Below are 12,876 nucleotides of genomic sequence, written 5' to 3'. Positions count from 1 at the left end.
GGGGGAAATCCGTCTTGATTCTACCCGTCACGCGGGGCATCAGAGCCTTATGCTGATTTACAAGATTTTCCGAGCCAACGAATGGGCCGCGCTACAGGATCAGGGTGCTTCTGACGGTGCCCCGATTGACGTTTCCGACGGCTATGTTCATTTCTCGACCGCCGAACAGGCAGCCGAGACTGCAGCCAAACACTTTGCCGGGGTCGAAGGGCTGACCCTGCTGGCCTGCAACCCCGAAGCTATGGGAGATGACCTGAAATGGGAGGTTTCGCGCGGAGGAGCCCTGTTCCCCCATCTCTATCGTCAGATCTGCATGACCGATGTTGTATGGTCCCGCCCCCTGCCCTTTGACGGTGTGGCGCACAAGTTTCCCGAGGAAATGGAATGACCGCATTCGTCGATCCCGAACGCGCCCAGTTTGAAGCGTTCAAGGCGTTGGACCGTGATCATCCAATCGAAATGTTGAATCTGGTGAAATTCCGCGCCAAGGCAATATACCCCGCCGATCATGAATTGGCCGGGGCGGGCCTGACCGGTGCGCAAGCTTATCGCAACTACGGCGCAGAAACGGCGCCGATCATCGCACGGCTGGGCGCATCGATTCTGTGGCGCGGCGCGTACCAGACCACACTGATTGGCCCGCAGAATGAGGACTGGGATGAGGTTTTCGTCGCCCGTTATCCAACTGCACATGCATTCTTGGAAATGGTGACGGACCCGGCCTATCAAGCTGCGGTTATTCACCGGCAGGCGGCGGTTGAAACCTCGCGCCTGATCCGCTGCACACCAACCAAAAGCGGAGAGGCTTTCGGATGAAACTGACTGAAAAACTTGGGCTTGCCATCCTGCACAAGATGGATCCTGAAACGGCCCACGGCATATCGATCAAGGCGTTGAAGGCCGGTCTGGCCCCAATGCCGGGGCCGGTGACGTCGCCTCGACTAAAGACACAGGTGGCCGGAATTGACCTGCCCAACCCGGTGGGCCTTGCCGCTGGATTCGACAAGAACGGAGAGGTCCTGACGCCGCTGTCGCGCACCGGCTTTGGCTTTGTCGAAGTTGGCGCCGTCACCCCGCGCCCGCAGCCCGGCAACCCAAAGCCTCGCTTGTTCCGCCTGACCGAGGACAAGGCCGCGATCAACCGTTTTGGCTTCAACAACGAAGGCATGGAGGCCATGGCCCGCCGTCTGGCCGACCGGCCCAAGAACGCCGTGATCGGCCTGAACCTCGGAGCAAACAAGGACAGTGATGATCGCTCTGGAGATTTCGCCAAGGTACTGACGCACTGCGCAGCGCATCTGGATTTCGCCACGGTCAATGTTTCCTCGCCCAACACCGAAAAGCTGCGGGATTTACAGGGCAAGGCCGCGCTGAGCGCTCTGCTTGGTGGTGTGATCGAAGCACGCAATGAATTGACGCGTCCGATCCCGATTTTCCTGAAAATAGCGCCCGACCTGACCGAAGCCGAGCTGCAGGACATCGCCGATGTGGCGCAAGAGACTGGCGTTGATGCAGTGATCGCCACCAACACAACCCTATCCCGCGACGGGTTACGCAGCAGTCACAAGAACGAAATGGGTGGCTTGTCAGGAGCGCCGCTGTTCGAGAAATCAACCCGTGTTGTGGCGCGTCTGAGCCAACTGACCGAAGGAAATATCCCTCTGATCGGAGTCGGCGGTATCAGCAGCGCTGAGCAGGCCTATGCCAAAATCTGTGCAGGGGCATCCGCCGTTCAGCTTTATACGGCGCTCGTCTATGGCGGCATTTCTCTGGTGGCGGAAATTGCCAATGGTCTGGATGAATTGCTGGCGCGGGATGGGTTCAACTCGGTCGCGCAAGCCGTTGGAAGTAAACGAGAGGATTGGCTGTGATCAAGTATTGGCACAACCCGCGCTGTTCGAAATCCCGCGCCGGGCTCGCACTGTTGGAAGAAAAAGGCGGCCAGATCGAGGTTCGCAAATACCTGGAAGACGCACCATCAACCGAAGAAATCCGTACCGTTCTCGGCATGCTGGGCATCGAACCCATCGCCATGATGCGTACTGGCGAGAAGCAGTTCAAGGAACTGGGTCTGACCAAAACGACCCCCGGCGATGACCTGATCGCCGCTATGGCCAAGAACCCGATCCTGATCGAACGCCCCCTAGCCATTGCGGGTGACAAAGCGGCTATCGGGCGCCCGCCCGAGAATCTGTTGGCGCTGCTTTAGGCCACCTGCGCCTCAAGCTTGGGATATCGCCAGCCCATGGTGACGCCGCGCGAGATGTTCAAAACCATCAGCGCAGCCCAAAGGCCGTGATTGCCCAACGACGGCACTAGAATGAACAGCACCACCACGTAGATCGCAACGGACTGGACCATCGCGTTACGCATGGCGCTGGTCCAAGTGGCCCCGATGTAGATACCGTCGAACATCCAGCTGGCCACACCAATCGCCGGGGCCAGTGCGGCCCAGATCAAATACTCTCGTGCTGCGATCCGCACTTCGGGCGAGGTAGACATCAGATCTATCAATGCGGGTCCGGCAAAGTAGAACACGGCGCCCAAAAGCAACGCGCCCCCTACGCCCCATTGAGATGCCATGATCGACGCGCGCCGCACCTGATATCGATCCCGCGCACCTACAGCGCTGCCCACCAGCGCCTCGGCAGAAAAGGCAAAACCGTCCAAGGCAAAGGCGGTAATCTCAAGGAATTGCAGCAGCACCTGATTGGCGGCCAGGTTCACGTCCCCCAGATCGGAGCCCACGAACAGAAATGTGGTGAACGAGCCTGTCAGCAGAACCGAACGGATCATGATATCCCCATTCACCTGCATCATCCGGCGCAATCGCGCCGGGTCGAATATCCGTGACCAGTCGCGCCACTGCCTCCCACCGAATGCATTGCGGCAAAGCCATAGGCCCAGCGCAAGCCCAGTCCATTCAGCAATAAGTGTGGCAATGGCGACGCCTTCTACCCCCCAACCAAGGCCAAGAACAAACCATAGGTCCAAAACGATGTTCAGCCCATTCATCCAGACCTGCAGAACAAACACACCACGGGTTCGCTCGATCGCGATCAGCCAGCCCGTCACGGCATAAAGCGCAATCGTCGCAGGTGCCCCCCAAATACGGATTTGCAAGTAGTCCCGCGTCAGTGCTTCGACCTCGGGGCTGGCAGGCGACAAAGCAAAAGCACCCCAAAACACCCAAACCTGAGTCAGAATAAAGAACAGCCCGGCCGCACCGCCCAGCAGTAGACCACGCATCAGCAGCGCGCCGGTCTCAGCCGTGTCCCCGGCCCCGCGCGCCTGCGCGGCCAGACCAGTGGTGCCCATGCGCAGGAAACCGAAGATCCAATAGATACTCGCAAGAATGACAGCGCCCATGCCCACGGCCCCAATAGGAGCCGCCTGCCCCATTTGCCCCACCACGCCGGTATCAACCGCCCCAAGGATGGGTACGGTGGCGTTGGACAGCACGATCGGAAGCGCAATTTTCAACACCCGTTTATGCGTGAGGGGTGTCGAGGCGTTTTCCATTCTGACTTACCCGGCCTCTGACTTGTTTTGCGGCATCAGAAAATGCCCCGTCGCCTGCGCAATCGGACGGGCATGATTGTCCTGCCACGCCTCGACCCGGACCGAGGCATACCGCCGGCCGGACCGGCTGACAAAGGCGCGGGCATAGGCATCACGCGGCAACCCCGAACGCAGATAATCAACCGTGAAATCGACAGTTTTGGGAAATCTTACCGCGTCGGCCTTTATCAGCTCTTCCGCATCTATTTCGCCGCTTTCAATGCGGAGAAAGAAATACTCCCAACTCAGTGTGATGACCGCAGTGACTTCAAGAAAGGCCGCCGTCACCCCACCGTGCAGCGCGGGAAGCAGAGGATTTCCGATCAGCTTGTCATCAAAGTTCAGCACACCGGTCAACTCATCTCCGCGCCGGTCGAAGGTGATGTTAAGGAACCGGATGTATGGAACACCTTCGACAATCGCGTTCAGGGCCGCATCGCGACGCTGTTTGACGACCTGCATGGGTTCGGGACGAGGACGCGCCATTACAGACCCTCCACAGTGAATGCGCCCGAGGCGGTTGCCACCGGAAGGTCCTGATCTTCATCCATCGCGGTTGCCCGCACGAAGGCAACGTTGCGGGTGATGTGATAGCAGGTCGCGCGTGCGGTGATGCTCTGCCCAGGTGTTGCCGCGCGCATATAGTCGATCCGCAGGTCGATGGTCGCTGTACCGCCGGGGGCAGACGGGTGGCTCATGACCGCCGCACCACAGCAGGTATCCAGAGCGGTGAAAACTGCCCCTCCGTGAATAACACCGGTTCGGGGGTCGCCAACCAGTTCAGTGTTGTAAGGCATTGTTATTGCAGCCTCACCATCGCCGATTGTCGTAAGCTCCAGCTCAAGTGCCTTGGCGTGGGGGATCGCTTCGATGAAGCGGCGTGCTATCGCAACTTTGTCGACCATGTCTTTCTGTCCCTTCGGTTTCACCCTTTATGAGCCCGCGTTTCGCAAAAGAGCAAGCCCACCTGTTGCGCTTGCCGCAACGACGCCCTAATTTGCCATCGAGGAGACCGCAAATGACCGACAACCGTTTGTCATTAAACGAGATGTGCGAAGAGTTCGGCGTAACCAAGCGCACCCTGCGTTATTACGAGTATATCGAACTGCTGCAGCCCGAGCGTGAAGGCCGCACCCGCCACTATGGGCCGCGTGAATGCGCACGGATGAAATTGATCATGCGCGGACGACTGTTTGGATTCTCGCTGGAAGAGATTCGCCAGTGGCTGTTGATCTACGAAGATCAGGGCGATCAGGCCCAGATGGCTGAATTCATCAAGCTGGCCGACCGGCAGTTGCCGGAACTGCAAAAGCAACGGCAACAGTTGGATGAGGCGATGGAGGAACTCCAGCGCCTGCGCGACCAGACGGCCAAATCTCTGGGCTGATCCCCATCAGCGTTAATCCATTTTGTCTGCTTTCGGATTTGGCCGGGTCTCTGAGCTCTACCCTCGGTATCTATTCTGCTACACCCCACTCTTGCATCGAAATTCCGTTACGTAACGCCCGAATTTTCGGGCAATCCGCACCTTGACGCAAGAGGGCGCTACGTCAACTTTCAAAGTGACGTAGCGTTTGCATTACGTGAACGTCATCTACGTGTTGAAACGTGCGCATCGACTGCGCAACTGACTTTGATAGACGCCAGTGACGAGAGTGCTGAAACCATGACCGAAGATCTGATGACCATACGCGAAATGTGCGAGACCTATGAGGTCACGCCACGCACATTGCGGTTTTACGAGGCCAAGGAACTTTTGTTTCCGATCCGCGAGGGCCAGAAACGCCTTTTCACCAAACGTGACCGGGCGCGACTGAAATTGATCCTACGCGGTAAACGTTTCGGCTTTAGCTTGGAAGAAATCCGGCAGCTGCTGGATCTGTACCACGTGGGCGACCAGCAAATGACTCAGATGACTCGCACGATTGAAATCGCACGCGAACGTCTGGGGGATATGGAAGCCCGCCGCGAAGAGCTGACGCAGGCCATTGACGATCTGAAAGAACAGTTGCGCTGGGGCGAAAAAGTCATCGCCTCGATGAAAAACGAGAAAAAGGCCGCCGAATAATCCCGCCGGCCCAATCCCCGGACATCTGAATTTAAGGGAGCTTCAAATGCCCGTTTACAACGCGCCTACCAAAGACACTCAGTTCATTCTGCATGATGTACTGAAAGTTTCGGAATCCGATATTCCGGGGTACAGCGAACTGGAGGCCGAGTTTACCGGCGCCGTTCTGGAAGAAGCTGGCAAGGTTGCCACCAACCTTCTGCATCCGCTGAACGTGGTCGGAGACACCGAAGGGTGCCGTCTGGAAAACGGTATTGTTTACACCCCCACAGGATTCAAAGACGCTTTCGAGCAGATGAAAGAAGGGGGCTGGACCGGCCTCGACATGCCAGAAGAGTATGGCGGCCAGAACATGCCCTACGTCATCGGCACGGCTGTAGGCGAGATGTTCTCGGGCGCAAACCAGGCCTTCACCATGTATCAGGGCCTGACACATGGTGCGGCCTCGGCAATTCTGGCGCATGGGTCGGACGAGCAAAAGAACAAGTACCTGCCGAACATGGTCAGCTGTGAATGGACCGGCACCATGAACCTGACCGAACCGCATTGCGGCACCGATCTGGGCCTGATGCGCACCAAGGCAGAACCGCAGGGCGACGGCAGCTATAAGATTTCGGGTCAAAAGATTTTCATCTCGGCCGGTGATCACGATATGGCCGACAACATCATTCATCTGGTGTTGGCTAAAATCCCCGGCGGCCCCGAAGGCATCAAGGGCGTGTCGCTGTTCATCGTGCCTAAGTTCATTGTGAACGAAGACGGCACCCCGGGCGAGCGCAACGGTGTCTCAGTCGGTAAGATCGAAGAGAAAATGGGCATTCACGGCAACTCGACCTGCGTCATGAACTATGACGAGGCGACCGGCTGGCTGCTGGGAGAAGAGCACAAAGGCATGCGCGCCATGTTCACCATGATGAACGAAGCGCGTCTAGGTGTGGGCATGCAGGGGCTGTCTCAGGCCGAGGCGGCGTACCAGAACGCTCTGGAATATGCCAAAGACCGCCTGCAAGGGCGTGACGTGACCGGCGTGAAGAATCCCGACGGCCCCGCCGATCCGCTGATCGTTCACCCGGACATCCGCCGCAACCTGATGGATCAGAAAAGCTTCACCGAAGGCGCACGCGCGTTCATCCTGTGGGGCGCAACCATGATCGACAAAGCGCATCGCTCGGGCGACAAGGACGCGGACGGGCTGATCTCGCTGCTGACACCGGTCATCAAGGGCTTCTTGACCGATCAGGGTTACGACATGACCGTTCAGGCGCAGCAGGTCTATGGCGGCCACGGATACATCGAAGAATGGGGCATGTCGCAATACACCCGCGACGCCCGCATCGCGATGATCTACGAAGGTGCGAACGGCGTGCAGGCGTTGGACCTTGTCGGTCGCAAGCTGGCGCAGGATGGCGGCAAGCACGTCATGGCCTTCTTCGACATGGTCAAAACTTTCTGCAAGGAAAACAGCGGCAAGGACGAAGCCTATGACAAGGCCTTCATCGAACCGCTGAAAGCCGCGTCCAAGGATCTGCAGGCTGCTGGCATGTACTTCATGCAAGAAGGCATGAAGAACCCGAACAACGCCCTGTCCGGTTCCTATGACTTCATGCACATGTTCGGCCATGTTTGCCTGGGCCTGATGTGGGCGCAGATGGCCAAGGCCGCGCAAGACGCGCTGGACGGTGGTGCCTCGGACAAAGAGTTCTACGAGACCAAGATCAACACGGGCCGCTTCTACATGGCCCGCCGCCTACCCGCGACGAGCATGCATCTGGCGCGTATCCAGTCAGGTGCGGAAACGGTCATGGCGCTGGAGGCCGCCAATTTCTGATCTCAAACCGGTTCCGGGGCACTGCCGCGGAGCCGGACATTCAAGGGAGAGACAATGCCCAAACGATTTCGCCTGACCCGCCGCTTTCCAGTTGCCATGACAGAGGAAGGCTATCGCAAGCTCCGTAGCTTTGCGCATGATGCCGGACTGGACGAAGGTGAGGCGCTGTCCTTCCTGTTCGAAAATTTCAACAACGTCACAGATAAGGAGAAACTGGCCCGCCGGTTACGCACCTTTAATTCCGAGTTGGAGACGCGCAAGAGATGAACCGGTATTGCAATCCGCCGTTGCCTAAAGCCTCGAGGCCAGATGCCTCCGGCGGGAGTATTTTTGAAAAGATGAAGACGTGATGCGCCCCTGCCACCGGGCGCACTCGCCATCAGGACAGGGACGACTTCACCTTTTGCGGTCATCGGCTCTCCAGCCTGTACCGCAGAACAAACTAAACAAAACAAGGTTGATCAAAGGTAAACGTCACCTCTTCATCTTTTCAAAAATACTCAATTCCATCCTAACCACGTGCGCCACGGGAGGGGCGAATGCATGACCATTAAACTGCACTGTTTCGGGGAAAGCGGGAATTCCTACAAAGCTGCACTGGCGCTGGAGATGTCTGGTCTGAACTGGGAGCCGGTCTTTGTCGATTTCTTCAACGGTGAAACCCGCACCCCAGAATACCGGGCCGAGGTCAACGAAATGAGTGAAGCGCCAGTCATGATCGACGGAGATTTCCGCATTACACAATCCGGCGCGATTCAAGCCTATGTGACCGAGAAATCCGGTAAGTTTGGTGGCAAGGATCGCAACGAGAATTACGAGATATTGCGGTGGGTTCTTTGGGACAATCACAAGCTCAGCTCGATGGCTGGACTGACCCGGTTCCTGATAAATTTCCTGCCCGAACAGCACCGCAACCTGGACGTCATCGCCTTTAACCAAGGGCGACTGAAGGCAGCCTATCAAATTTTGAACGACCATATGAATGGTCGCGACTGGATTGTTGGGGACGACATGACCAACGCCGATATCAGCTGTTGCGGCTACCTCTACTACCCCGAACCATTCGGCTTTGAGCGCACCGATTGGCCCAATATCGACGCCTGGCTTACGCGCCTTAGCGAACAGCCCGGCTGGAAACACCCCTATGACCTGATGCCCGGCAAACCGTCGGATCGAGCTTAACTAGCGGAGAACTAGGATGAGCAGTGCGTACAACTGTGAACTAGCTTTGCGAACAATTCGACTACTGGCGATTCTCCCAATGGGTTTGAGAGGACGTTTACCCGTTGCTTGGGACGAAGGTATGAGGTTGATTAACGCCTATAATTTACCTGAAAGCTGCATGGTTGCACGAAACGCCCTGAGCACTCTGAGACTTGAACTCACAAGAGACAGTGACTCGTATTTTGCGAAAAACTTCGGCGCAGCATACGCGAGTGTACGCCGTCGCCACAACCACCCTACTTTGGCCCAATTTGCAGAGCTGATGCTCGACGTGCAGGCCGATTTGGATCGCCAATTCGAACTTGAGAACCAAGGGAAACTAACATGACCGAAGCTTATATTTATGACGCCCTGCGCACCCCGCGAGGCAAGGGCCGCAAGGATGGCAGCCTGCACGAGGTGACCTCGGTGCGCCTGTCGGCCCTGACCCTGAACGCGATAAAAGAGCGCAACAACCTGGAAGGCCACGCCGTTGAGGACGTGATCTGGGGCAACGTCACGCAGGTGATGGAGCAAGGCGGCTGTCTGGCGCGCTCGGCGGTTCTTGCATCCGACCTGGATGAATCGATCCCCGGTCTGGCGATTAACCGCTTCTGCGCCTCGGGCATGGAAGCCGTGAACCTGGCGGCGAACCAGGTCAAAGGCGGCGCGGGCGACGCTTACATCGCGGGCGGCGTCGAGATGATGGGCCGCGTGGCCATGGGCAGCGACGGTGCCGCGATTGCCGTAGATCCAACGCTGGCGATGGATACCTATTTCGTCCCGCAGGGTATCTCGGCCGATATCATCGCCACCGAGTATGGCTTCAGCCGTGACGATGCGGATGCTCTGGCGGTGGAATCGCAGAAACGTGCAGCAACCGCTTGGGAAGACAATCGATTCGAGAAATCGGTCATCACCATCAAGGATCAGAACGGCCTTACCATTCTGGACCGCGACGAGTACATGCGCCCTGGCACCGACATGCAGAGCCTTGGCGCGCTGAATCCCTCGTTCGCGATGATGGGTGAGCAGATGCCCGGCTTCGACAAGGTGGCGATGCTGAAATACCCGCATCTTGAGCGGATCAACCACATCCACCACGCGGGCAACAGCTCAGGCATCGTGGACGGCGCTGCGGCTGTGCTGATCGGGAACAAGGAATTCGGCGAGAAATATGGCCTGAAACCCCGCGCGCGCATCAAGGCGACCGCCAAGATCGGCACCGACCCGACCATCATGCTGACTGGCCCGGTTCCGGTGACCGAGAAGATCCTGGCCGACAACGGCATGAAGATCAGTGATCTGGACCTGTTTGAGGTGAACGAAGCCTTCGCCTCGGTCGTGCTGCGGTTCCAGCAGGCGTTCGATGTGGACCCGGCGCTGGTAAACGTGAACGGCGGTTCGATCGCAATGGGTCACCCGCTGGGTGCAACCGGTGCGATGATCATCGGCACGCTGCTGGATGAGTTGGAGCGTCAGGACAAGGAAACCGGTTTGGCCACGCTCTGCATCGCGTCCGGCATGGGGGCAGCAACCATTATCGAGCGAGTCTGATGATGATCGCCATTCGTATCCGAGAAAACGGAGAAGTCTATTTGCTTGAACGCGGGCAATCCGACGGTTTCGAATTTGGAAACCCCGCACTCGGAAAAGCAAAACACCACTCTGACAACGTGGTGATCAAAATGACGGTTGAGGAAGCCATTGCTGCTATTCGTGATGGCTATCACCCTAGAATGAAGGGGCAGATCAGTGGGCAATGGAACATGATCGCCCCTGCAAATGTCCAAATCTTTGAGGTTCCAAAATGACTGATTTCACTCTGAGCAAAGACGCGGACGGCGTCGCCTTTGTGACCTGGGATGCCCAGGGCAAATCCATGAACGTTCTGACCCGCGAGGCGTTTCAGGAGGTCAGCCAACTGATCGATCAGGCCCTGAATGATGACGAAATCAAAGGTATCGTCATCACCTCGGGCAAAGAAGGTTCATTCGCCGGCGGCATGGACCTGAACACGCTGGCCACCATCCGTCAGGAGGCGGGTGACGAACCGGCGCAGGCCCTGTTCGACTTTGTCATGGGTGGCCACCACATCCTGCGTAAGATGGAATTGGCGGGCATGGATCCCAAGACCAAGAAAGGCGGCAAGCCGATTGCCTGCGCCATCAACGGCACATGCGCCGGGATCGGGACCGAGATCGCGCTGGCTTGTCATCACCGCGTCATGACCTCGAACGCCAAGGCCAAGATCGGCCTGCCGGAAATCCTGCTGGGTATCTTCCCCGGTGGCGGCGGCACCATGCGTTTCAGCCGTATGGTGGGCACAATGGCGGCAGCCCCTGTCTTGCTAGAAGGCAAGATGATGGACCCGAAGAAAGCCAAGGGCGCGCAGCTGATTGACGCCGTGGCAGACGACCCAGTGGCTGCGGCAAAAGAGTGGGTTCTGAACGCCAAAGATGCCGATCTGATTAAACCCTGGGACGCCAAAGGCTATAAGATGCCCGGAGGCGCGCCCTATCACCCTGCTGGCTTCATGACCTTCGTCGGCGCCAACGCGATGGTGAACGGCAAGACCCAAGGCGCCTTCCCGGCGGCCAAGGCGCTGCTGAGCTCGGTCTACGAAGGCGCGTTGGTTGACTTCGACACCGCCCTGAAGATCGAGGCGCGTTGGTTCACCAATGTCCTAATGAACCCGTCCTCGTCGGCGATGATCCGGTCACTATTCCTGAACAAGGAAGCGCTGGAAAAAGGCGCGGTGCGTCCCAAGGATGTGCCCGATCAGCGCGTCAAGAAGGTTGGCGTTCTGGGCGCTGGCATGATGGGCGCCGGTATCGCGCTGGTTTCTGCGCAGGCCGGGATGGAAGTAGTTCTGATTGACCGTGATCAGGAAGCTGCGGACAAGGGCAAGGCCTATAGCGAAAGCTACATGGACAAGGGCATCAAGCGCGGCAAAGCCACGGCTGAGAAGAAAGAGGCCCTGCTGGCCCGCATCACAGCGACCCCGGATCTGGACCATCTGAAAGGCTGTGACCTGATCATCGAGGCTGTGTTCGAAGACCCGGGCGTCAAGGCCGAGATGACCAAAAAGGTCGAGGCAATCATCCCCGAGGATTGTATCTTTGCCTCGAACACCTCGACCCTGCCGATCACCGATCTGGCGAAAGCTTCGGTTCGACCCGAGCAGTTCATCGGTATTCACTTCTTCTCGCCGGTTGAAAAGATGTTCCTGGTCGAGATCATCAAGGGCAAGGAAACCGGCGACCGTGCGGTTGCCAAGGCGCTGGATTATGTGCGTCAGATCAAGAAAACGCCGATCGTGGTTAACGATGCGCGCTTCTTCTACGCCAACCGCTGCATCATCCCGTACATCAACGAAGGTGTCCGGATGATCGCCGAGGGCGTGAATCCGGTGCTGATCGACAATGCCGCGCGGCAACTGGGCTTCCCGGTGGGCCCGATCCAGTTGACCGATGAAACCTCAATTGATCTGGGCGCCAAAATTGCCCGTGCGACCAAGGCGGCGATGGGCGATGCCTACCCGGAAAGCCCCTCGGACGATCTGATCTTCTGGATGGAAGAACAGGGCCGTCTGGGTCGTAAATCCAACGCGGGCTTTTTCGACTATGACGAGAAGGGCAAGCGCGTCGAATACTGGAAAGGTCTGCAGGAGAAATACCCGCACGCCGAAGACCAGCCAGACCTGATCGAAGTTCAGGAACGTCTGATGTTCGCACAGGTTCTGGAAGCCGTCCGCGCGCTGGAAGAAGGTGTTCTGGAAGACATCCGTGAAGGCGACGTGGGCGCAATCCTTGGCTGGGGCTTTGCACCATGGTCAGGCGGCCCGCTCAGCTGGCTGGACATCATCGGCACGCCTTACGCGACCGAGCGTTGCGATCAACTGACCGAAGCCTATGGCGAACGCTTTGCCTGTCCGCCACTGCTGCGTGAGGTGGCCGAAAAAGGTCAGAGCTTTTATGGCCGTTTCAACCCCGCAGCCAAAGCGGCCTAAGAATGCAGCGCTGGCGCGTGAAAGCATGCGCCAGCGTTCTTTGCTGGTTCCGATTTGATCTGCCTGCCTGATCATTTTGACAGAGCATCTCGATCAACCGGGACCGCACTTTTCTTTAACTGGCCTCATCGGAATGATCGGGTGATCAAAAACCGGCACCGGAAGCACCCCCAAAGAGATAGCCAAGATGAAACATCACCACGT

At 57.8% G+C, this 12,876-nt stretch carries 16 protein-coding genes; 13 read left to right on the top strand and 3 right to left on the bottom strand.

Translation table 11 applies throughout. The features are described from left to right. The first annotated feature begins 49 nt into the window (after positions 1-49). The 4 genes from ACR0D7_RS15870 to arsC are packed head-to-tail and all read left to right on the top strand — an operon-like array spanning position 50 to position 2,209. Complete coding sequence (locus ACR0D7_RS15870) at positions 50-388, top strand: DUF952 domain-containing protein (protein ID WP_480679891.1); 339 nt, start codon at positions 50-52, stop codon at positions 386-388. Beyond that, entirely contained in the window at positions 385-816 is a 432-nt protein-coding gene (locus tag ACR0D7_RS15865; RefSeq protein WP_480679890.1) for a DUF1330 domain-containing protein, read from the top strand. The genes ACR0D7_RS15870 and ACR0D7_RS15865 overlap by 4 nt, the downstream gene beginning before the upstream one ends. Beyond that, the gene (locus ACR0D7_RS15860; protein WP_480679889.1) at positions 813-1,871 is read left to right on the top strand and encodes a quinone-dependent dihydroorotate dehydrogenase; all 1,059 of its coding nucleotides are present in this window, start codon (positions 813-815) and stop codon (positions 1,869-1,871) included. Before ACR0D7_RS15865 ends, ACR0D7_RS15860 begins: the two co-directional genes overlap by 4 nt. Further along, positions 1,868-2,209, top strand: a complete 342-nt coding sequence (gene arsC, locus ACR0D7_RS15855) for an arsenate reductase (glutaredoxin) (RefSeq protein ID WP_480679888.1) — start codon at positions 1,868-1,870, stop codon at positions 2,207-2,209. The genes ACR0D7_RS15860 and arsC overlap by 4 nt, the downstream gene beginning before the upstream one ends. Here arsC and ACR0D7_RS15850 read toward each other — a convergent pair. From ACR0D7_RS15850 to ACR0D7_RS15840, 3 genes are read right to left on the bottom strand one after another with little or no spacing between them, the layout of a single operon-like run. Beyond that, entirely contained in the window at positions 2,206-3,522 is a 1,317-nt protein-coding gene (locus ACR0D7_RS15850) for an MATE family efflux transporter (protein ID WP_480679887.1), read from the bottom strand. The genes arsC and ACR0D7_RS15850 overlap by 4 nt on opposite strands. 6 nt (positions 3,523-3,528) lie before the next feature. After that, complete coding sequence (locus tag ACR0D7_RS15845; protein ID WP_480679886.1) at positions 3,529-4,047, bottom strand: PaaI family thioesterase; 519 nt, start codon at positions 4,045-4,047, stop codon at positions 3,529-3,531. Continuing rightward, the gene (locus ACR0D7_RS15840) at positions 4,047-4,466 is read right to left on the bottom strand and encodes a PaaI family thioesterase (RefSeq protein WP_480679885.1); all 420 of its coding nucleotides are present in this window, start codon (positions 4,464-4,466) and stop codon (positions 4,047-4,049) included. The genes ACR0D7_RS15845 and ACR0D7_RS15840 overlap by 1 nt, the downstream gene beginning before the upstream one ends. Positions 4,467-4,579: 113 nt before the next feature. Here ACR0D7_RS15840 and ACR0D7_RS15835 point away from each other — a divergent pair, with 113 nt between their 5' ends. From ACR0D7_RS15835 to ACR0D7_RS15795, 9 genes are all read left to right on the top strand, one after another. Then, on the top strand, positions 4,580-4,948 hold the full coding sequence (locus ACR0D7_RS15835; RefSeq protein WP_170572668.1) for a MerR family transcriptional regulator: 369 nt from the start codon (positions 4,580-4,582) through the stop codon (positions 4,946-4,948). A 279-nt stretch (positions 4,949-5,227) separates the two neighbouring features. Next, a complete protein-coding gene (locus ACR0D7_RS15830; protein ID WP_170387351.1) occupies positions 5,228-5,629 on the top strand; it encodes a MerR family transcriptional regulator in 402 nt (133 codons plus the stop codon). Between the two features lie 46 nt (positions 5,630-5,675). Beyond that, positions 5,676-7,457 carry an acyl-CoA dehydrogenase C-terminal domain-containing protein gene (locus ACR0D7_RS15825; RefSeq protein WP_480679884.1) on the top strand — a complete coding sequence of 594 codons (1,782 nt, stop codon included), beginning with the start codon at positions 5,676-5,678 and terminating at the stop codon, positions 7,455-7,457. Positions 7,458-7,511: 54 nt separating this feature from the next. Next, on the top strand, positions 7,512-7,724 hold the full coding sequence (locus tag ACR0D7_RS15820; protein WP_480679883.1) for a hypothetical protein: 213 nt from the start codon (positions 7,512-7,514) through the stop codon (positions 7,722-7,724). Between the two features lie 276 nt (positions 7,725-8,000). Further along, the gene (locus tag ACR0D7_RS15815) at positions 8,001-8,639 is read left to right on the top strand and encodes a glutathione S-transferase family protein (RefSeq protein WP_480679882.1); all 639 of its coding nucleotides are present in this window, start codon (positions 8,001-8,003) and stop codon (positions 8,637-8,639) included. A 16-nt stretch (positions 8,640-8,655) separates the two neighbouring features. Next, positions 8,656-9,009 (top strand): hypothetical protein, encoded by a 354-nt coding sequence (locus tag ACR0D7_RS15810; protein WP_480679881.1) that lies wholly within the window; start codon positions 8,656-8,658, stop codon positions 9,007-9,009. Further along, the gene (locus ACR0D7_RS15805; RefSeq protein ID WP_480679880.1) at positions 9,006-10,217 is read left to right on the top strand and encodes an acetyl-CoA C-acetyltransferase; all 1,212 of its coding nucleotides are present in this window, start codon (positions 9,006-9,008) and stop codon (positions 10,215-10,217) included. Before ACR0D7_RS15810 ends, ACR0D7_RS15805 begins: the two co-directional genes overlap by 4 nt. Then, positions 10,217-10,474 (top strand): hypothetical protein, encoded by a 258-nt coding sequence (locus ACR0D7_RS15800; protein WP_480679879.1) that lies wholly within the window; start codon positions 10,217-10,219, stop codon positions 10,472-10,474. The genes ACR0D7_RS15805 and ACR0D7_RS15800 overlap by 1 nt, the downstream gene beginning before the upstream one ends. After that, positions 10,471-12,672, top strand: a complete 2,202-nt coding sequence (locus tag ACR0D7_RS15795; protein WP_480679878.1) for a 3-hydroxyacyl-CoA dehydrogenase NAD-binding domain-containing protein — start codon at positions 10,471-10,473, stop codon at positions 12,670-12,672. Before ACR0D7_RS15800 ends, ACR0D7_RS15795 begins: the two co-directional genes overlap by 4 nt. Positions 12,673-12,876: the final 204 nt, after the last annotated feature.

It is taken from the genome of Ruegeria sp. BB7, assembly GCF_056539365.1.
This window is presented reverse-complemented; position numbering and strand designations above follow the sequence as displayed.